At 51.1% G+C, this 20,736-nt stretch carries 19 protein-coding genes, 1 other RNA gene and 1 other annotated feature (1 of these 21 only partly in view); of the genes, 19 read left to right on the forward strand and 1 reads right to left on the reverse strand.

From position 1 onward, the window contains the following. Position 1, forward strand: a binding site (T-box leader) (it extends 317 nt beyond the left edge of the window). Positions 2-61: 60 nt separating this feature from the next. The 3 genes from argS (AC0YNS_RS25950) to argS (AC0YNS_RS25960) all read left to right on the forward strand — a co-directional run bounded on the left by argS (AC0YNS_RS25950) (position 62) and on the right by argS (AC0YNS_RS25960) (position 4,142). Further along, positions 62-1,813, forward strand: coding sequence for an arginine--tRNA ligase (gene argS, locus AC0YNS_RS25950; RefSeq protein WP_475783828.1), 1,752 nt, complete (start codon positions 62-64; stop codon positions 1,811-1,813). Between the two features lie 92 nt (positions 1,814-1,905). Then, the gene (locus tag AC0YNS_RS25955) at positions 1,906-2,382 is read left to right on the forward strand and encodes a YwiB family protein (protein WP_475783829.1); all 477 of its coding nucleotides are present in this window, start codon (positions 1,906-1,908) and stop codon (positions 2,380-2,382) included. An 80-nt stretch (positions 2,383-2,462) separates the two neighbouring features. Further along, a complete protein-coding gene (argS, locus tag AC0YNS_RS25960; protein WP_475783830.1) occupies positions 2,463-4,142 on the forward strand; it encodes an arginine--tRNA ligase in 1,680 nt (559 codons plus the stop codon). Between the two features lie 27 nt (positions 4,143-4,169). Here the strand turns inward: argS (AC0YNS_RS25960) and AC0YNS_RS25965 are convergent, their stop codons facing one another. Then, positions 4,170-5,309: a S8 family peptidase gene (locus tag AC0YNS_RS25965; RefSeq protein ID WP_475783831.1), complete on the reverse strand. Its 1,140-nt coding sequence runs from the start codon at positions 5,307-5,309 to the stop codon at positions 4,170-4,172. A gap of 389 nt (positions 5,310-5,698) precedes the next feature. Here AC0YNS_RS25965 and rpoE point away from each other — a divergent pair, with 389 nt between their 5' ends. From rpoE to AC0YNS_RS26045, 16 genes are all read left to right on the forward strand, one after another. Next, positions 5,699-6,274: a DNA-directed RNA polymerase subunit delta gene (gene rpoE, locus AC0YNS_RS25970; RefSeq protein WP_475783832.1), complete on the forward strand. Its 576-nt coding sequence runs from the start codon at positions 5,699-5,701 to the stop codon at positions 6,272-6,274. A gap of 212 nt (positions 6,275-6,486) precedes the next feature. Beyond that, positions 6,487-8,091 (forward strand): CTP synthase, encoded by a 1,605-nt coding sequence (locus AC0YNS_RS25975; protein ID WP_090985987.1) that lies wholly within the window; start codon positions 6,487-6,489, stop codon positions 8,089-8,091. 125 nt (positions 8,092-8,216) lie between these two features. Continuing rightward, positions 8,217-8,615, forward strand: a complete 399-nt coding sequence (locus AC0YNS_RS25980; RefSeq protein ID WP_091225104.1) for a response regulator — start codon at positions 8,217-8,219, stop codon at positions 8,613-8,615. 258 nt (positions 8,616-8,873) lie between these two features. Beyond that, positions 8,874-9,728 (forward strand): class II fructose-1,6-bisphosphate aldolase, encoded by an 855-nt coding sequence (gene fba / locus AC0YNS_RS25985; protein WP_475783833.1) that lies wholly within the window; start codon positions 8,874-8,876, stop codon positions 9,726-9,728. Positions 9,729-9,912: 184 nt separating this feature from the next. Beyond that, positions 9,913-11,160 carry a UDP-N-acetylglucosamine 1-carboxyvinyltransferase gene (locus AC0YNS_RS25990; RefSeq protein ID WP_090985981.1) on the forward strand — a complete coding sequence of 416 codons (1,248 nt, stop codon included), beginning with the start codon at positions 9,913-9,915 and terminating at the stop codon, positions 11,158-11,160. Between the two features lie 181 nt (positions 11,161-11,341). Then, a complete protein-coding gene (gene rho, locus AC0YNS_RS25995; RefSeq protein WP_475783834.1) occupies positions 11,342-12,721 on the forward strand; it encodes a transcription termination factor Rho in 1,380 nt (459 codons plus the stop codon). A gap of 66 nt (positions 12,722-12,787) precedes the next feature. Further along, complete coding sequence (locus tag AC0YNS_RS26000) at positions 12,788-14,044, forward strand: radical SAM family protein (protein ID WP_475783835.1); 1,257 nt, start codon at positions 12,788-12,790, stop codon at positions 14,042-14,044. 134 nt (positions 14,045-14,178) lie between these two features. Then, positions 14,179-14,376, forward strand: a complete 198-nt coding sequence (rpmE, locus tag AC0YNS_RS26005; protein ID WP_090985975.1) for a 50S ribosomal protein L31 — start codon at positions 14,179-14,181, stop codon at positions 14,374-14,376. An 83-nt stretch (positions 14,377-14,459) separates the two neighbouring features. Continuing rightward, a complete protein-coding gene (locus tag AC0YNS_RS26010; protein WP_475783836.1) occupies positions 14,460-14,849 on the forward strand; it encodes a hypothetical protein in 390 nt (129 codons plus the stop codon). Positions 14,850-14,938: 89 nt separating this feature from the next. Further along, positions 14,939-15,204: signal recognition particle sRNA large type (gene ffs / locus AC0YNS_RS26015), an RNA gene on the forward strand. Between the two features lie 137 nt (positions 15,205-15,341). Continuing rightward, positions 15,342-16,799 carry an ATP-binding protein gene (locus AC0YNS_RS26020; protein WP_475783837.1) on the forward strand — a complete coding sequence of 486 codons (1,458 nt, stop codon included), beginning with the start codon at positions 15,342-15,344 and terminating at the stop codon, positions 16,797-16,799. A 140-nt stretch (positions 16,800-16,939) separates the two neighbouring features. Further along, a complete protein-coding gene (gene dnaX / locus AC0YNS_RS26025; RefSeq protein ID WP_475783838.1) occupies positions 16,940-18,727 on the forward strand; it encodes a DNA polymerase III subunit gamma/tau in 1,788 nt (595 codons plus the stop codon). Between the two features lie 58 nt (positions 18,728-18,785). Continuing rightward, on the forward strand, positions 18,786-19,097 hold the full coding sequence (locus AC0YNS_RS26030) for a YbaB/EbfC family nucleoid-associated protein (protein WP_090985971.1): 312 nt from the start codon (positions 18,786-18,788) through the stop codon (positions 19,095-19,097). A gap of 28 nt (positions 19,098-19,125) precedes the next feature. Further along, positions 19,126-19,725 (forward strand): recombination mediator RecR, encoded by a 600-nt coding sequence (gene recR / locus AC0YNS_RS26035; RefSeq protein ID WP_091225095.1) that lies wholly within the window; start codon positions 19,126-19,128, stop codon positions 19,723-19,725. A gap of 176 nt (positions 19,726-19,901) precedes the next feature. Beyond that, positions 19,902-20,180: a DUF2508 family protein gene (locus AC0YNS_RS26040; RefSeq protein WP_090985968.1), complete on the forward strand. Its 279-nt coding sequence runs from the start codon at positions 19,902-19,904 to the stop codon at positions 20,178-20,180. Next, positions 20,177-20,440, forward strand: coding sequence for a pro-sigmaK processing inhibitor BofA family protein (locus AC0YNS_RS26045; protein ID WP_475783839.1), 264 nt, complete (start codon positions 20,177-20,179; stop codon positions 20,438-20,440). Before AC0YNS_RS26040 ends, AC0YNS_RS26045 begins: the two co-directional genes overlap by 4 nt. Positions 20,441-20,736 lie beyond the last annotated feature (296 nt).

Genomic DNA, 20,736 nt, shown 5'->3' on the forward strand with positions numbered 1-20,736 from the left:
ATTAGAGACGGGGGTTTTATTTGTCTCAAGAGGGTTGTGACCACATTCGGGGAGGATGATCATGATGAACCTGTTATTGCAGTGGACCGCTGCACAGCTGCAGCCGTATGTACCGACGCTGACTTACGAAGACATCGTATCGCTGCTGGAGCTCCCGCCAAATCCGGAGCTTGGTGATGTCGCATTCCCTTGCTTTGCCCTATCGCGTGAACTGAAGCGCGCGCCGGCGGCAATAGCCGCAGAGCTCGCGGAGCGGATCGGCGGTGCCGGTGCCGGCACGGGCGTGTCACCGACTTTTCGCGCCGAAGCCAAGGGCCCTTACTTGAATCTCTTCCTCGTACGGGAAGAGTGGGCACCGAGGCTCCTTGCGCCGCTGCTGCTTGCCGACTTCGGGCAATCGCAGATCGGGGCAGGTCAGCGCGTCATCATGGATATGTCCTCTCCGAATATTGCCAAACCTTTCGGCGTCGGTCACCTGCGTTCTACGATGATCGGCAATGCGCTCGCTCAGATGTACCGCAGCTGTGGCTATGAGGTTGTCACCGTCAACCATATCGGCGACTGGGGCACGCAATTCGGCAAGCTGATGGAAGCGTATATGCGCTGGGGCGACGAAGCGAAGCTTAAGGAAGAGCCGATTCGTGAGAGCTTGCGTTTGTACGTCAAGTTCCATGAGGAAGCGGAGAAGGACCCGACTTTGGAAGAAAAGGCGCGCCACTGGTTCTGGAAGCTGGAGAACGACGATGAGGAAGCGCACCGATTGTGGCGTTATTTTGTATCGTTCAGCATGGAGGAATTTGACCGTGTGTACAGTCGTCTTGGTGTGCAGTTCGACTATACGCTGGGTGAGAGCTTCTATAACGACAAGATGGCTGCTGTCGTCTCTCGCTTGCAAGAGCTAGAGCTCCTTGAAGAAAGCGACGGTGCGCAGGTGGTCCGTTTGGAAGAGGAAGGCTTGCCGCCATGCCTCATCCTGAAGTCGGACGGCACGACCATCTACCCTACGCGCGATCTCGCTACGGCGCTCTATCGGAAGAAGGAGATGGGCGGGGATTTGCTGCTGTATGTGGTAGGCGCGGAGCAGAAGCTGCATTTTCAACAAGTGTTCGCCGTCTTGAAGCGTATGGGTGAAGAAGTGGCAGACCAGTGCCGCCATCTGGCATTTGGGCTGATGAAATTCGAAGGCCGTAAGATGTCCACGCGCAGAGGTCAGGTTATCTTCCTGGATGAGGTGCTGGACGAGGCGGTATCCAAGGCTGCGGCGATTATTGCAGAGAAAAATCCGGATCTGGCGGATGCACGGGATACCGCTGAGGCAGTGGGTATTGGTGCGATTGTGTTCGGTGACTTGCTTCACCATCGGATGCTGGAGGTGGATTTCTCGCTGGATGAAGCGCTTCGCTTCGAAGGAGAAACCGGTCCGTATGTGCAGTACACCGCGGCAAGAGCATTCAAGCTGCTGGCCAAAGGGAAGCTGACGCTGGCGGAAACCGAATCGCGCAGCTTATCCGGGGCTGTTACCGGCAGTGAGCTGGCCAGCTATCTCTCGGGGGCGGCGGCATGGGAGTGCATGAAGCTGCTGGCTGCCTACCCCGAAGCGATTGCCGGCGCGCTTCGCCAGAATGAACCGGCGGTTGTGGCACGTTTCCTGCTCGATGCAGCCAAACGCTTCAATCGTTTCTATCACCAGGAACGCATTCTGACAGATGACCCAGCGGAAACCGAAGCGAAGCTGCTGCTGACTGCGGCGGTTGCAGGCGTACTGCGTTCAGGGCTGGCCCTGCTCGGGTTACGGACGCCGGAACAGATCTAGAAGCGCTTGTCCATAGGCGCAGGCATTGAAATTAGAGGTGCTCCTGTATATAGTGAGGACATAAGCATTTCAGGCGACGGGAGACCGTGATCATGACAGACAGAGCGAATGTAACGATATCACTGAGAAGCGACATCGATGGGGAAGTGGAACAGAATACGTTTAGCGGTGAGTGGTTTCGCAAAGGCTCCTCTGTATTTGTCCGATACGAGGAAACGAGCGATGGTGAAGGCGACAGCGTCGTGCGGACGATTATTCGCTATCGCGACGGCGAGCTTAGTGTCACGCGCCGCGGCGATGTGGAGTCGCTGCAGACATTTGTCGCAGGCACCAAGCGTACCGGTCATTATGAATCGGCGCATGCCGCCTTTCATTTGGAGACGGAGACGAAGCTGCTCTGGGTTCAGTTTGGTGATTTAACCAAGACCGGACCGAGCGACGGCGAGTTAAAGCCGGATCTGCCGATGCTGCTCGAATGGCATTATACACTGCTTGTTAATGATGAACCGACAGGCGAGTTCCAGCTTCGGCTGCAGGCGCAAGAGCAGGAGCAGGAGCCGTTGACCTAGATTGATTTTTTGCGAATGAATGATTGAAAGATTGATGAATTGAATGATTGATAAGCGAACCAGGGGGATTGAAGACTTACATGACAACGAATGTGATAGTACAGCTGCATGAGCAGGTGAAACAAGCGATCGCGGATGCGGTCGTAACAGCAGGGCTCGCAGCCCGGGAAGAGCTTCCGGTATTTGTGCTGGAAGTACCGAAGGATAAGGCGCATGGCGATCTCGCCACCAACGCGGCGATGCAGCTGACGAAGCTGGCGAAGAAGAACCCGCGTCAAATCGCTGAAGCGATCATTGCGAACCTGGATATGAAGAAGGCTTCTATTCAAGGCGCCGAAATCGCCGGTCCCGGCTTCATTAACTTCCGGATGGACCGCAGCTACTTGTATCCGGTTGTCGGTCAAGTGCTTGAGCAAGGTGCCGATTACGGACGCATAGATACTGGTGCAGGAGAAAAGGTGCAAGTAGAGTTCGTCAGTGCCAATCCGACAGGCAGCCTGCATTTGGGTCATGCTCGTGGTGCGGCGGTTGGCGACGCACTATGTAATGTGCTTGATTTTGCAGGGTACAAGGTTACGAGAGAGTACTACATTAACGATGCGGGCAACCAGGTTGCCAATCTGGCACTTTCTATTGAGGCACGTTACAAGCAGGCGCTTGGCCAAGATGCGGCAATGCCGGAAGACGGTTACCACGGCGAAGACATCAAGGGCTTCGCGAAGGAACTCGCCGATTCCGAAGGAGACCGTCTGCTGTCGCTGTCCGACGAAGAGCGTTTCACCTTCTTCCGTGACTACGGCTTGGAGCGTGAGCTGAATAAGATCAAACGCGACCTCGGCGACTTCCGCGTGGAATTCGACGAATGGTTCAGCGAGACGTCACTCTACAAGTCCGGCCAAGTCGAGCAGGCGCTGGCAGCGCTCCGCGAGCGCGGTCAAGTATTCGAAGAAGGCGGCGCTACGTGGCTGAACACGATGGCTTACGGAGACGACAAGAATCGCGTGCTTGTGAAGAATGACGGATCGTACACGTATTTGACGCCGGACATCGCCTACCACCGCGACAAATTCGGCCGCGGCTTCGACAAAATGATCAACATTTGGGGCGCCGACCACCACGGCTACATTCCGCGTGTGAAAGCGGCAATGGAAGCACTGGGCAACGATCCGCAGAAGCTGGTCGTTCTGATCGCACAGATGGTGAGCTTGTTCCAGAATGGCGAGAAGGTCAAAATGTCCAAGCGGACAGGCAAAGCCGTTACCATGGAGGATCTGCGCGAAGAAGTCGGCATCGACGCCATTCGTTACTTCTTCACGATGCGTTCAATGGACTCCCATCTTGATTTTGATATGGATCTCGCGATCTCGACTTCCAATGAGAATCCGGTATTCTATGTGCAGTACGCACATGCGCGGATCTGCAGCATTTTCCGTCAGGCCGAAGAGCAAGGCATTGCGATCCTGCCGCTTGCGGAAGTGGATCTGAGCCAGCTGACCACGGAACATGAATTCGATCTTCTACGCAAAATCGGCGAGCTGCCGCAGGAAATCGCGGATGCCGCATCGCAATACGCACCACATCGCCTGATTCGCTACGTCTATGAACTGGCGTCGCTGTTCCACAGCTATTACCGTGCAGATCGCGTCATTACCGAAGACGCGGCTCAAACGCAAGCGCGCTTCGCCCTGCTTGGTGCGACTCGTACTGCTATTGCGAACGTACTGCGTCTTGTCGGCGTTTCCGCGCCGGAGCGCATGTAGGCTATTCAACAATCAAGGCCGCGAACCTTATCGGTCCCCGGCCTGAAGCATTCGCATTACATCGAGCTCTCCGGTTATCCGGGGAGCTTTTGTGCCCCTTAAAGGCAGCATGGATCGTTTGACGACAGCCTTAATGTCGCTTGGCGACATTCCGGGCCGATGAGCGAGCAGCAAAGCGATGGCGCCGCTCACATGCGAGGTGGCCATGGAAGTGCCGCTCATTTCGTTGTATTTGCCTCGCAGCCAAGAGGAGAGAATCTTGTCGCCCGGAGCGTACACGTCGATATACAATCCGCGGTTGCTGAACGGGGCGATCCTTCGCAGCCGGTTCGTTGCACCGACGGCAATGGTTTGCGGGTAACGTGCCGGATAGTCGATCGACTTCCGTTTACCATCGTTTCCGGATGAAGCGACGATAATGACACCTGCATTGTAAGCGTTGGTTACGGCGGTCAGCAGCGACTTGCTCCGTGTTTTCATGCCGAAGCTCATATTCACGATGTCCATATTGTTGCGCACGCACCAATCGATACCGAGTACGATATCAGAGACAAAGGCGCTTCCATTCTGATCGAACGCTTTCACGGGATAGACTGTCGCACGCGGAGCTACGCCGATCATGCCATGCACTTGATTAGCCGCTGCGATGGTGCCGGCAATATGGGTGCCGTGTCCGTTGTCATCATGCGGAAGCGACCCGCGATTAAGCAGGTTGATGCCCCGGCCCAGCGATTGCTTCAAATCCGGATGGCTGAAATCAACGCCGGTATCAATGACGCCGACCTTCACGCGGTGCCCGGTGGTTGTACTCCAAGCAAGCGGCGCTTTAATTTCCTGGACGCCCCAAGGGATACCTTTCTCACGGATCACCGGCTTATATATGGAGGAGGAATGCACCGTTAGGAGCGGGTCATTCTCGATCCAAATTCCGTCATGGGTATGAGAGCGAAGCAGGTCATTCGGCACGCGCAAAGAGAAGCCTTGGATGAATGGCAAATGACGGATGGCATCGGCCGCATTCGCCGCGGTTTTGTCGATATTCGACCATTCTTGAAGGAAGCGCTCATAGTCGCTCTTTTGCCGGAAGCGGACGATTCGTCGCTTGGCGGCTGACGTGGTATGAGTTAATGCGCTGTGCAGCAGGCGGAGAACTGCGGATCTGTCCAAGTTGGCTTCCCCTCCATGGCGAATCATGCTGCAGTATTGTATGAACGAGCGCAACAAGCTGTATGAGCAACTTGCCTTTTTTCACATAATTAGGCTGCAAACCGTGTCATTCGCCGTACGGGCACATAGTATAGACCAAGAGTCATTAACGGGCTCTTATAACCGGAAACAGCGGCAACGCCTCATCCGGAAGGATACAGTCAAAGCGAAGGCGCCTCCTTCGCTTTTTCTTTTTGCTCTCATAGGCGGGGGCGCTTGCTTTTTCCAAAGAAATAGGTTTTACTATAATTTGATAATGGATTGCTAACGCACAAACGATTTCTCCTGCTAGGACAGCGAAGTCGGTTTTCTAGCGTTCAAGCAGTTTGACATGAGAGGAAGTGTCCGAAATGAGCAGCGAGATTGTCTTGAAAATCGATTCTGAGCGCATCAAGGAAATGCCGATGGTTGATTTGGCATTTGAATTGCTGAAAGCGGCTAATACGCCGTTTTACTATCGCGACCTAATGATGGAGATTGCCAAAGTTCGGGGCTTTTCCCAAGATCAAATCAACCAAGTGATTGCGCAAGTATATACAGAAATTAATATCGACGGACGTTTCGCGTGCGTCGGCAGCAATATGTGGGGATTGAAACGCTGGTATCCGGTTGAGAAGAACGAGGATCCGGTCGGTAATGCGAAGCGTTCCCGTATCATCAATGATGAAGAGGACGACGACGATCTCTATCCGGATGAGGAAGAGGAAACTTACGCTGCAGAAGAAGATGACTTCGATTCTTATGATGAGGATCAAGAGCTCTTCGACGAAGCTGAAGAAGAAGCGGAAGTAGACGAAGAAGTTGTCATCGACGACGAAGAAATTGAAGAAGACGGCATTGAAGACGGAGAAGGCGCAGATGGAGCGGCTGACGAAGAAGATGCTGAGGATGACTTCGACGACGAGGAAGAAGAAGAAGACAAATAGATTCGAATCTGCGGGACCCCTGAGTCTCTTGACATGGGGTATCTGCGCAGAGTAAACTATTGCATGGGCTTCAAGTTCGGACATGCAGGCAATAAGCCAAAAACAGAAAGTGCCCCGTTTATACGGGTGTCACTTTTTTCTTTTTTATCGACCATTTTTCTTCGGAAATTGGAGAACCTATACTTAACATACAGGCGTGGAGGGTATCATCAGTGACTAAGTACATTTTCGTAACAGGCGGTGTTGTATCATCGCTGGGCAAAGGGATCACGGCCGCATCTCTCGGACGTTTGCTCAAGAATCGCGGTCTGAAAGTGACGATCCAGAAGTTCGACCCGTACATCAACGTGGACCCGGGAACGATGAGTCCATACCAGCACGGTGAAGTTTTCGTAACGGACGATGGTGCCGAGACGGATTTGGATTTGGGTCACTATGAGCGTTTCATTGACATCAATTTGTCGAAGAACAGCAACGTGACGACGGGCAAAATCTACTCCACCGTTATTTCGAAAGAACGTCGCGGTGAGTATTTGGGCGGAACGGTTCAAGTTATTCCCCACATCACGAACGAGATCAAGGATCGCGTATTCCGTGCAGGCAAAGAAACAGGTGCGGACGTCGTTATTACGGAGATCGGCGGTACCGTAGGCGATATCGAGAGCCTTCCGTTCTTGGAAGCGATTCGTCAAATTAAGAGCGATATCGGTCGGGATAACGTGATGTACATTCACGTTACGCTGATTCCGTTCATTAAAGCAGCAGGCGAAGTAAAGACCAAACCGACACAGCATAGCGTGAAGGAATTGAGAAGCATCGGGATTCAGCCGAATGTGATCGTTTGTCGTACGGAGCATGAGCTGGCAGACGATTTGAAACGCAAAATCGCGTTGTTCTGCGATATTGATGCGAATGCCGTCGTGGAATGCCGCGATGCATCGACACTCTACGAAGTGCCGCTGAATCTACGAGAGCAAGGACTCGATGATATCGTTGTTAATCACTTGAAGCTGACAACCACGCCTCCTGATATGACGGAATGGGAAGCACTCGTTCGCCGTGTGAAGCAGCTTAGCCGTACAACTGAAATCGCGATTGTCGGTAAGTACGTTGCGCTTCATGATGCATACTTGAGTATTGTAGAATCGCTAAGCCATGCAGGCTTCGACGCGGATGCGGATGTGAAGTTGCGCTGGGTGAATGCAGAAGAATTGACCGATCAGAACGTTGCAGATAAATTGCACGGTGTGCACGGCGTATTGGTACCGGGCGGCTTCGGCGATCGCGGTATCGAAGGCAAAATCATTGCGATTCGTTATGCGCGTGAGAATGCAGTACCGTTCTTCGGTATTTGCTTGGGCATGCAAGTAGCAGTCATTGAATATGCACGAAATGTATCGGGATTAAAGGATGCGAACAGCTCCGAAATTAACCCGCTTACGCAATATCCGGTTATTGACCTGCTTCCGGAGCAGAAGGACATTGAAGATATGGGCGGCACGATGCGCCTTGGACTATACCCTTGTAAACTGACACCCGGCTCCTTGTCCGCGCGTGAGTATGATGATGAGCTTGTATACGAGCGTCACCGCCACCGTTATGAGTTCAACAATGAATACCGTGAAACGATCGAATCCGCAGGTCTGCGCATTACGGGTACATCCCCGGATGGCCGTCTTGTTGAGATGGTTGAGCTTCCGGGACACCCTTGGTTCCTGGCCGTTCAATTCCATCCTGAGTTTACTTCCCGTCCGAACAGACCGCAGCCATTGTTCCGTGGTTTCGTAAGAGCGGCGCTGGAGAAAGCAGAGAATTAATCGTTTTGAAGTTTTTTTCCAGCAAAAGCAGGAATATGAGTGCCATGGCTCGAAATCATTAACGAATATGGAATTCAAATCCAATCGTGACGATGGTTGTCGTACATTCATAGGAGGGTTTCAAGTTGGAAAACAAGAAAGTCTTAATTGTCGATGATCAGAATGGTATTCGTATTTTGCTGATGGAAGTGTTCAGCAGCGAGGGCTACACAACGTTCCAAGCGCCTAACGGCAAGTTGGCACTGGAAATTGTGAGAAACGAAGCACCGGATCTCGTATTGCTTGATATGAAAATTCCGGGTATGGACGGATTGGAAATATTAAAGCATGTCAAAGCGATCAATAAAGACATCAAAGTCATCATGATGACCGCTTATGGCGAGCTTGACATGATTAAAGAAGCGACTGATCACGGCGCGCTTATGCATTTCACTAAGCCGTTCGATATTGATGAGATGCGAATGGCGGTTAACTTACAACTGCGCAGCGAAGAAGCTGGCGGCTGGTATGCAGTAGGATCCTAAGCACAAGGGTCCTGCTGCTTTTTTTTGTCCGCGTTACAGACTGTACGAAGCATCGATTTCCAAGACTTGTACCAAACGATTCATGATTGTGTTATAATCATTTGGTGCGATATTTGAAGCGTGTTTTCGTTATATAAGCGCATGTCTTCAATGCCGGTTGTCGGCACTCGTGCTGAGGCGGTTTTGCGAAGCGTCGCATATCAAAGACAAATTTATGAAGCGGTAAGCTTCATAAAACACTAGGAGGAGTAGAGAACCATGCCACTCGTTTCGATGAATGAATTCCTGCCAAAGGCAAAAGCAAACAAATTCGCGGTCGGCCAGTTCAACATGAACAACCTGGAGTTCGCGCAAGCGATCACAGAAGCCGCAATGGAAGAAAACTCGCCATTTATTTTTGGTGTATCTGAAGGCGCCCTTAAATATATGGGTATTGAGTACACAGTTGCTATTGCTGAAGCAGCAGCGAAGAAATCCGGTTTGCCAATCGCACTTCACCTGGATCACGGCAGCAGCTTTGAAGTTGCGATGAAATGTATCCGTGCAGGATTCTCTTCCGTTATGTTTGACGGTTCCCACTACGGACTAGAAGAAAATATCGAATTGACTAAACAAGTGGTTAAAGCGGCTCGCGCTATGGGCGTATCCGTTGAGGGTGAGCTTGGCACAATCGGCGGCGTTGAGGATGATATCAGCGTTGACGAAGAAGATGCATCGCTTGCTAAGCCGGCTGAAGCAATCCGTTTCTACGAAGAAACAGGCGTTGACTGCTTGGCTATCGCTGTAGGTACTGCTCATGGTATGTACAAAGGCGACCCAAAAATCCATTATGATATCATTCAAAAAGTATCGGATGCTATTCCGGTACCTGTTGTATTGCACGGCGGTTCCGGCGTACCAGACGAAGCGATTCGTTTGTCCATCGCTGCAGGCGTAGGCAAAATCAACGTAAATACAGAGAACCAAGTGGCTTGCACAAACGCGATCCGCGAAGTGCTTGGCGCAAGTGCATCGGTGTACGATCCGCGTAAATACTTGGTACCAGCTCGTTCCGCAATGAAAGCAGTCGTTCAAGAGAAAATCCGGTTGTTCGGCAGCAGCAACCAGGCTTAACTTCCGAAAGCTATAGAATCGAACAGCCGCGTTTAGCGCGAATCAGAAGCAGGCGCTCCCGTCCGTCAAGAAATCTCTTGATAGAAGGAGCGCTTGCTTTGTGGCATATAGGGTTTATGTTATGTACTGGATAGCGGCTGCTCGTTTTGTTGCTCTCTTCCGGATGGGAGGATAATAAGAACTGATGGATAAATTAATGATCCGCGGCGGACGTCCGCTGCGCGGCACCGTGCAAATCAGCGGCGCGAAGAATAGTGCAGTTGCCTTACTACCTGCGGCAATATTGGCGGAATCAACGGTCACGCTTGATAATTTGCCTCACCTTAGCGATGTCGCCGTATACAGTGAAATCTTAGAAGAGCTTGGTGGACATGTACATTGGAGCGGGGACTCTATCGTCATTGATCCTTCCGCCATGCAATCCATTCCGATGCCCAACGGGAAAGTAAAGCTGCTTCGTGCATCGTATTACTTGATGGGTGCGCTGCTTGGCCGATTTGGCGAAGCGACAATCGGTTTGCCGGGCGGCTGTAATTTCGAGCCTCGCCCAATCGATCAGCATATTAAAGGCTTTGAAGCGCTTGGTGCACAAGTAACCAACGACCACGGCTCCGTACGGATTGTGGCGAAGGAACTGCGCGGCGCGAAGATTTACCTCGATGTTGTAAGTGTCGGGGCGACGATCAATATTATGCTTGCGGCCTCCCGGGCCAAGGGCTCTACCATTATCGAAAACGCGGCAAAAGAGCCTGAAATCATAGATGTAGCTACGCTTCTAAGCGCGATGGGTGCCAAGATCAAAGGTGCCGGAACAGAAACGATTCGTATCGAAGGTGTTGAACGGCTGCATGGCTGCAGACACTCCATCATACCTGACCGAATTCAAGCAGGCACTTACATGATTGCCGCCGCGGCAACGCGCGGTGACGTATTAATTGATAATGTCATTCCGAAGCATATGGAAGCAGTAACGGCAAAGCTGCAAGAAATGGGTGTTCATGTGTATGAAATGGACGAGTCCATTCGTATTGTAGGACAACCGAAGTATGAAGCAATCGATGTGAAAGCCCTTGTTTACCCCGGCTTCGCCACGGATTTGCAATCCCCTATGACCAGCCTGTTGACACAGACTTCGGGAGTAAGCATCTTAAGTGACTATGTTTATAGCAATCGCTTCAAGCATGTCCCGGAATTAACGCGAATGGGCGCTAACATTCGGGTGGAAGGCCGTTCGGCTATTGTCGAAGGCGGTGCGCTGAATGCGGCGAAAGTGCGTGCAGCTGATTTGCGTGCAGGCGCGGCGCTTGTGGTGGCGGCATTAACTGTGAGCGAAGGCGTTACGGAGATAACGGGCGTGGAATATATTGACCGTGGTTATGACAATTTAGTCGAGAATTTGCGGATGCTCGGCGCAGACGTTTGGCGCGAGTAGCCGGAATGGGAGAATAGCAGGATGCAATTCTGCTATAGGAATCAGCCGATGGAATAGAGTAGGCTGATTCCGGCAATGATGGATGAGGCTTGGAAATATTTGCACGGAGTGAAATGCGCTGCGCCGCCATTACGACAGCGATAGCCGTTTCACCTTGAACCTTGATAAAAGTGGTGATATTATGTCTGAACTTCAGATCGCGGATCTTGAAGTGATGAAGCTCACGGAGCTTTATAAACTGGCCAAACAGCATCAAATTCAGGGCTATGGCCAGCTGAAGAAGAGAGAATTGATTTTTGCAATACTGCGCGCGCAAGCGGAGCAGAGCGGACTTATGTTTATGCAGGGAGTACTTGAGATTTTACCGGAAGGTTTCGGATTTCTACGACCGATTAACTACTTACCAAGTCCAGAGGACATCTACATCTCGGCCTCGCAAATCCGCAAGTTTGACCTCCGTACAGGAGATTTAGTTTCAGGCAAATGCCGAGCTCCCAAAGAAAACGAACGCTTTTTTGGATTACTTCAAGTAAATGCCGTTAATGGAGAAAGCCCCGAACATGCTGCAGAACGCCTTCATTTTCCAGCCCTTACTCCTCTCTATCCCGAAAAGAAATTAGTTCTCGAAACCGCCCAGCCTAAATTATCTACACGGATTATGGATTTACTTGCGCCTGTTGGCCTTGGCCAGCGCGGACTTATCGTAGCGCCGCCTAAAGCGGGGAAAACATTGCTGCTTAAAGAAATTGCCAATAGCATTTCCACCAATAATCCGGAAATCGAATTATTTGTACTGCTCATTGATGAGCGCCCGGAGGAAGTAACGGATATGTCTCGTTCTGTGAAAGGCGAGGTTGTCGCTTCGACGTTCGATGAATTGCCGGAAAATCATATTAAAGTAGCGGAATTGGTGCTGGAGCGTGCTTTGCGACTTGTGGAGCATAAGAAAGATGTCGTAATTTTGCTGGATAGCATCACGCGTCTTGCTCGTGCATACAACTTGGTTGTACCTGCATCAGGACGTACGCTTAGCGGTGGTATTGATCCGGCGGCATTCCACCGTCCGAAGCGGTTTTTCGGTTCTGCGCGTAATGTGGAGGAAGGCGGCAGCTTGACGATTCTGGCAACTGCGCTTATCGAAACGGGCTCGCGTATGGATGATATTATTTATGAAGAATTTAAAGGTACGGGCAATATGGAGCTTCATCTGGATCGTAAGCTTGCAGAACGCCGTATTTTCCCTGCACTGGATATTCGCCGCTCGGGAACGCGCCGCGAAGAGATGCTCTTGACCAAAGAGCAGCTGGATAAAGTATGGGCGATTCGTAAGAACATGAACGATTCCATGGAGTTTGTAGATGGCTTCTTGAAGAAGCTAGCGGATACGAAGGATAACGAGGAGTTCCTGGCCTCACTGGACACTTCTGCTGTTACGCCGCCACCTGCGCCGAGAAACAGACCCAGCACAAGTTCAAGTGGCAGCAGACCGAGCTCAGGCTCGAGCAGCAGTGCCACAAGCGCATCGAGAAGACCGTCAACACGCACGACACCTGTAACATAGATTGGAAGTCGTCTTGCTCACGCAGTATTTCATTAAGCGTGCGGCAAAACTTTTAGGAGGTACACCATGAATCTCGTTTACGCAGACGAACACGGTAATTTGTTCGATCATCCCGATTGGACGGGTCTTGGCCGCAGCGGCGATATGATTGTTGAGCTGATGGAGGATGAGCTGATTCCTCTTCCTGAGGGTGCAACGATGGTCGGACTGCCGCATACGCGGCCGATCGGCATTCATAATGCGTCCGGTGAGATGCGTCCGCTGCCGGGCAATGTGCAGGCGGTTGGAGCACTTTTGCCACAGGGCTATACTCGTTTATGCATCCCGGGTTATATGAAGAGTGACAAAACACAGAAGCTGCCGCTCTTTGGTTATTCTGCTGTCGTTTGGAAGGAAGACGGCTTCTATGTGACGGCGCAGAAATCCGACGATCCGGAACGCTGGAATCCGCTCAACTGCGACACGAATGAACTGAATGTCGGTGTCGAGCGACTGCTTGCCAAATACCCGGAGAACAGGCTCTACAAGCATCTGTCGAATTGCGCGCTTGGCTATGAGTGCCTAACGGCATCCAATACTTTCTTGCAGCGCTGGGAAGGTGCAGTTCCTGTTTCCTTCTCCTGCAATGCCGGCTGCTATGGCTGTATCTCGGAGCAACCCGACGATAGCGGCTTCGTAGCACCGCAAACACGCATGAACTTTAAGCCGACGGTAGAAGAAATCGTTGACGTGATGATGGAGCATCTCATTGCTCCGGAGTCCATCATCAGCTTCGGACAAGGCTGCGAAGGCGAGCCGTCGACGCAAGCCAGAATTATTATCGACGCTATGCGCGAAGTCCGCAAACGGACCTCGATGGGCTATATTAATATCAATACCAATGCGGGGTTGACGGATCACATCCGTGGCATCGTTGATGCGGGTCTTAATCTGATGCGTGTCAGTACCATCAGTGCGCTCGATGATCACTATAACGCATATTACAAGCCTCGTGGCTACAACCTGGCGAATGTCGAGAAATCACTTCGCTACGCAACGGATAAAGGTGTGTACACATCCATCAACTATCTTATTTTCCCTGGTGTTACGGATCGTGAGGAAGAGATCGAAGCGATGCTCGGTTTCGTCAAACGCACAGGCTTGAAGCTCATCCAAATGCGGAATTTGAATATCGATCCGGAGAGCTATCTGGAGCTTATCCCGAAACCGCAAGGGGAGATCTACGGCATGAAGCAGATGCTGGAAATCTTCGCGGATGAACTGCCCGATGTTGTGATTGGCTCCTATACCCACGTGCCTCCGGCGCCGGTAAAGCAGTCCTAATAGTGCTCGCTTGGTAAGCTGTGGGTGGCCCACAAAAGCATTGCTTTTCAGAAGACGGCCATGCTATACTCTTCTTATGTTTGTAACACACTCTGGATCCACATGTTGATTCAGGGCAGAAAGAGGTGAACGAGATGAAACAAGGTATTCATCCGACATACCACATCACAACGGTAACTTGCGCTTGCGGCAATAGCTTCGAGTCTGGTTCGATCAAACAGAACCTGCGCGTAGAGATTTGCTCCAATTGTCACCCATTCTTCACGGGTAAGCAGAAGTTCCTGGATGCTGGCGGTCGCGTCGACAAATTCAAAAAGAAATACGGTATCTAAGCCTTATTGGCCGGGATTTCCGGAAATTAGCAGAATACAAGAACCTCCCTCAGCCATCCTATTGGTTAAAGGGAGGTTTTTTTATGCGAAAGAAGCATGTTCTGCTTAGCGCGCTAACACTCATGACTGCGATTTCGATATCCGCATGCGGACACAATAAAGACGCGACCAACAATTATAATTCGAACTCGTATGGTCATGACGGCTACATGGGGCTCTCCAACAGCAACCCCCATCTGCCCAACCGCAATGGTCAATTCTTGAATTATGATAGTGACGGGGATTTTGCGCAGCAGCAGCTGAAGAAGGTCAGTGGCATTGAAAGAACCAACATTATGTTCCAAGGACCTGAAATGTACGTGAACATCAAGGCTAAACCTGGTGTAGATAAAGAGAAACTGCGGGTAAAATCACTTGCCGTATTGCGGGATAATTTCCCTCGCTATAAGGTGCATGTCCGAATGGCGGGGTAGCGGCAGGTTGACTCCAATGACAACCCAGTGACAACTTCCATCCAATAGGCGGTTGCACTTTGAGATAGAACAAGCTATACTTATTTTTGCCGTGCTAGACGGGGAGGTAGCGGTGCCCTGTAGCTCGCAATCCGCTGTAGCGAGGTTGAATCCCTTTTCTGAGGTTATGCTGATGTGGGGCTGGTGTTCATGAACAGTGTTGACGGTTGGGTCCTCCGCAATGGGCGCTTGTGAACGGGTCAGGTCCGGAAGGAAGCAGCCATAAGCAGGTTAGCTCATGTGCCGGAGGAGTGCTTGACCAGAGCTGGGAGTGGAAGTGCCGTCCATGTTACATCAATCGAAGTTAGGTGCACGGTCCTAACAACAACAAACGACATCCATGTTTGACTCTTAACGAGTCAATATGGATGTTTTTTTATGTTCTGGCAGGATTATCAACTTTTGTGGACGAAAGGAATAGAGACGATTGGATCTACGTAAAGGGGATAACGCATGTACGATATACCATCTGCTTCTATTGTTCACTTGAGTCTGCAGGCGCTTGATAATTATTGTGCGCAGTTCGCTGGCACAATGATTGTTGTGTTGGATGAGTCCGCCCGCATGGTCCATGTTAATACACAATTCTTGAAAGATACGGGCTATACGGAGTCGGACTTACTTCATACTGCTTTCCGCGGCATTGCGGAGAGCAAGCTCTTTCGCTCTGAACCTGAACATTCTATAGAAGCAATCGTGAAGCATCTGCTTCTTCCTTCTCGAGATTCCATTTCGATACAAATACGCAAAGCCGGCGGCACTGTCATGCATACCACGGCCGCACCTATAATTGCACAAACAGAGCAGGGAATTCGTTGTCTGCTCTTCATATATAATCAAGAAGCCGGGCAAGGCACTAGCCTCATTGAACGTTTTGGGGAAACCATGCTGCAGGATGAGCATATCGGCGTGATCCTGCTTCACCCGGAGACACTGCAAATTTTCGATATCAGTCCTCTTGCTTGTCAATTGCTTGGCGTTGCGAAGTCAGCTCTCGTTAATGAACAGCTGTCGTCATTTTTCGCAAGCGCGGAGAAGGAATATGCACTTATTTGTCAGGCGCTGGAGAGTGGGGAACCGGTTCGGAACTATCCGATCACCTGGATTCACGACGACAAGCGAAGCGATCTGCTCATGGATGTTGGCTTGCTTCGCAGTTGTGGAGAAGGCCGAGAAGGTGCTTATATCATATTCAAGGATGTCACCAATTTGCGGTCGCTCGAGACGCAGGTGCAGCGAAGTGATCGACTCGCCATGATTGGCCAAATTGCGGCGGGGGCTGCGCACGAGATCCGAAATCCGCTGACGGCGATTCGAGGGTTTCTGCAAATGTTCCGCAAAACGATGATCGAACGCGAAATGAACAAAGAAAAGGAGTACACGGACATCATGTTAGGAGAACTGGATCGGATCAATCATCTTGTCGGCGAGTTTCTTCTGCTGAGTAAACCGAAGGAAGTGATGACAAGCTCTGTGCAAGTGGGATCCGTGCTGCGCGATATTATGCCTGTTGTAGCAAGTGAGGCGCTCCTTCATAATGTAAACGTAATCTGGGATGAGGAGCTGGAACTGCCGAGGGTGCTGGCGGATGCAGAAATGCTCAAGCAGGTGTTTCTGAACTTATGCAAGAACGGCATTGAAGCGATGGAGGCAGGGGGTACGCTCACGGTAAGAGGCACTGTTGTGCGGGAAGGCAGGAAATCGCACCTGCTTATTGAAATTGAAGATACAGGTCCGGGCATACCGGCTGCTCTGATTGATAAAATATTCGATCCCTTCGTTACGACGAAACAGAACGGAACTGGGCTTGGGCTTTCGGTTTGCCAGCGAATTTTGCATGACTTTGGCGGAAGTGTCACAGCAGCGGACAGACAGACAGGAGCACTTCTGCAGGTTGTGCTTCCTTGCTAAACCTCACTTTGAGTGCCTTCTGCTAAGGGGAAGGAAGAAACGTGCAGGAGAACGGTTTTTTTGGCTGGCGGCATCGTGTATAATAGAAGGGGCTGGCATTTCAGCCCCGCGAACGAAAGCAGCCGAAAGGAACGGAACGTATGTCACATATCGCCTTATATCGTGCCTGGCGTCCGCAGACGTTCCAGGACATGGTCGGCCAGCAGCATATCATTCAAACTTTACAGAATGCGATACGCGAAGATCGTGTATCCCATGCCTATTTATTTAACGGTCCAAGAGGAACGGGGAAAACAACCGCGGCTAAAGTTTTGGCCAAAGCCATCAACTGTGAACGAGGACCGACGACCGAGCCTTGCAACGTCTGTGACGCGTGCCGGGGCATAACGGCCGGAACGATTATGGATGTTGTGGAGATCGATGCGGCGTCCAACCGCGGTATAGACGAAATAAGGGATATTCGAGACAAGGTTCGCTATGCCCCTTCTGAAGTACGCTTCAAAGTGTATATTATCGATGAAGTGCACATGCTGACGACCGAAGCGTTCAACGCCCTGCTGAAGACACTCGAGGAGCCGCCGGCTCATGTCATCTTCATCTTGGCGACGACGGAACCGCATAAGCTGCCGGCTACGATTATTTCACGCTGTCAGCGGTTCGATTTCCGTCAAGTCTCTTTGCCGGAGCAGACAGAACGTCTCCGCCAAATTTGTACCGAAGAAGGCATTGAAGCCGAAGACGATGCAATCGCTTATATTGCGAGACTGTCGGACGGCGGGATGCGGGATGCGATCAGCTTGCTCGAGCAGGTGTCGGCTTACAGCGGTGAACGAATTACGCTGAATGCTGCCGTCGATGTTACCGGTGGACTAGCTGCGGAACAGTTCGAGCAATTAGCAGATGCAATCAGAGCACGAGATGCCGGGGCGGTAATGCCTTTGGTGGAAGGGCTAATGCAAGCCGGCAAGAGTGCAGATAAGTGTCTGGAGAACTTAATATACTATTTCAGGGACCTGCTCGTGTTGAAGCTTGCTCCGCAAGGGAAAGCCGCAACAGAGCGAATCGTCGATCAGGCCAAATACCGTGAGGTTGCCGAAGCGTTCAGCGCTGAGCTGCTGTTTCGCATGATAGACGTGCTTAACGGCTATCAGCTTGAGATTAAGCATGCTGCGCTGCCGCAAACGATATTCGAGATCGCCCTGATGAAAATCTGCACGATGCAGGAGGCAGGTAGTGCGCAGGTTACTGCGTCTGTTGTCTCTGATGCTGCTGCTGGCGGTGCTCCTTCCGGAGAAGTGCAGCGCCTGCAGCAGCGTATTGATGCACTGGAGCGCAAGATTGAACAGCTCGTGGCCAGCGGCGTGCGTCCTGAGGGTGGCGCTGCGGCCAGCGGCGATCAGGCCGGAGCGGCGCAGCGCGGCGCGCGAGGTGCTTCGAACTTCGGCAAGGGCGGTGCAGCCGGCGGAGGCACAAGCTCGATAGCCCGCGTCAAGCTGGATCCATTCCTTGCTGCGGCGGAGAGCCAAGCGACAGGGCAGGTGCGCATGAGATGGAGCGACATTTTGCAGCGTGTGAAAGGGAATAATATTTCGACACATGCTTGGTTTGTGAATGGAGATCCCGTCTCGGCCGCTGATAATACAATCCTTGTTGCATTCAAGAACTCCATCCACCGGGAAACGACAGAGAAGCCTGCCAATCGCGAGGTTATCGAACGGGCTCTGCATGAGGCGTTTAATCGCCCGATCCGTCTGGCTACCGTCATGCTGAAAGAATGGCAGACGGCAGCCGAGAACGGGCCTGCGCCTGCAGGCGAGCTGCTAATGCTTCAACAAGATGAAGCAGGTGCGGCACCGGCCGAACCGGAATGGGTGGAAGAGGCAGTTAAGCTGTTTGGCGAAGACCTTGTCGTTATTGAAGACAACTGATGTCATCCCAAGCAAATGGGTATACGAATCTAACTATAATTGAGGAGTGACTTTCACGATGAACAACATGAACCAGATGATGAAGCAAGTTAAGAAAATGCAAGAGCAAATGCTTAAAGCACAAGAGGAGCTTGGAACGAAGCTGATCGAAGGCTCTGCAGGCGGCGGTGTCGTTACTGTGCAAATAAACGGACATAAGAACGTGCAAAGCATCATCATCAAGCCGGAAGCTGTAGACCCAGACGATATCGAAATGCTGCAAGACCTTGTCCTGACAGCGGTTAACGATGCACTGACTAAAGCAGATGAGCTGGCAAACAAAGATATGGGCAAATTTACGGGCGGCATGAAGATCCCGGGCCTATTCTAACGTTCCAAACGAGTAGAGGAGCTGCGCCTTGTATTATCCCGAACCGATAGCCAAACTTATTGATGCCTTCAGCCGATTGCCGGGCATCGGTCCGAAAACGGCGGCCAGACTGGCTTTTCATGTGTTGAAAATGAAGGAAGACGATGTCATAGATTTCGCGAAGGCGCTGGTCAGCGTCAAGCGCAACCTGCATTACTGCTCCGTATGCTGCAACATTACCGATACCGATCCTTGCCGAATTTGCCAGGACAAGAGCAGAGATAACTCTGTTATCTGTGTCGTTCAGGAATCGCGGGATCTGGTTGCAATGGAGCGTACGAAGGAGTTTCAAGGACAATATCATGTTCTCCAAGGAGCGATATCGCCGATGGAGGGGATTGGCCCTGACGAGATTCGCATTGCTGAATTATTGAGACGATTAAGCGACGAACGTGTGCAAGAGATGATTCTCGCAACGAATCCCAATATAGAAGGCGAAGCGACAGCGATGTACTTATCGCGGCTAGTCAAACCGTTTGGCATCAAAGTCACCCGTATTGCGCATGGGCTCCCCGTAGGGGGCGATTTGGAATATGCCGATGAGGTTACTTTGTCCAAGGCGCTTGAAGGCCGCAGGGAATTAGGATAATCGTGTTGTAAGAAAAGCCCCGTGAGAGATTGCTCTCACGGGGCTTTTCTTTGGACTGCGATTGAACGCGGGATAGGAAGCTTGTTCTAATTCTCTTTCTCTTTCATACATTTCAACTATATGCCGTGCAAATTGCGAGCTATAAGGGAAACAGGAATGAGCGAGGAGTGATTGCGATGTGGGCCAAATGGCTGCGTACGAAGAAACAGGCTGCAGCACTGAAGTTAAAGAAGAGTGAGCAGGATGAGCAGGTGGAACTTTATGCAGAGATTAAGACAGCAAAGCAAGAGTGGGATAATGCATACCGGTACTTCGACAATGCACTCGGCAAAGATCAAATCGACTATGCCATATTTGCGATAGGTGCGGCTGAGAAGCGTTACGAAATGCTAATCAGAAAAGCGAAACGATTGCCGGTAGAATGGTCGGCTTTAAAAGGAGGACTTAGTGGATGAAAATCATTTGGCTGGTTAGTCTAATTGTATCTTCCTTGCTCTTAATTACTGTTATGCTGAGGCATCGATTGCCGCTGCAGTGGGTGAGGCGATTTGCTTTGCATCTCATTGCGGCAGCATTGACGTTGTACGTTCTGAATTATTCGGGGTTGATCTCAGGTCTGGAAGTACCGCTGAACCCGATAACGATCGGGACGACAGTGCTGCTCGGAATCCCTGGCATAGCATTAATTTTGGGGCTGCAAATGACATTGTTGTGAGTGGATCACATTAGTAAACGATAAAAGTAAAAGAACACTTGACCGGGGGCTCGCGTATATGTTAAATTAGTTCTCGCGTCACTCGAAGGTACATGAGTTGCAAAAACAAATTTAAAAAAAGTGCTTGCAATTGAATGACCGAATGTGATATATTAATCAAGTCGCCGCTGAGACATGGGCGCACAAACACGAAGTATTTGTTCTTTGAAAACTGAACAATGAGCGACCAGTCAAATGGTCATAAATCGCGAAACTAACGTTTCGCAAAGCTAGTTTTTTGAATGAGCTAACAAGCG

Source organism: Paenibacillus sp. J22FR21 (genome assembly GCF_056269135.1).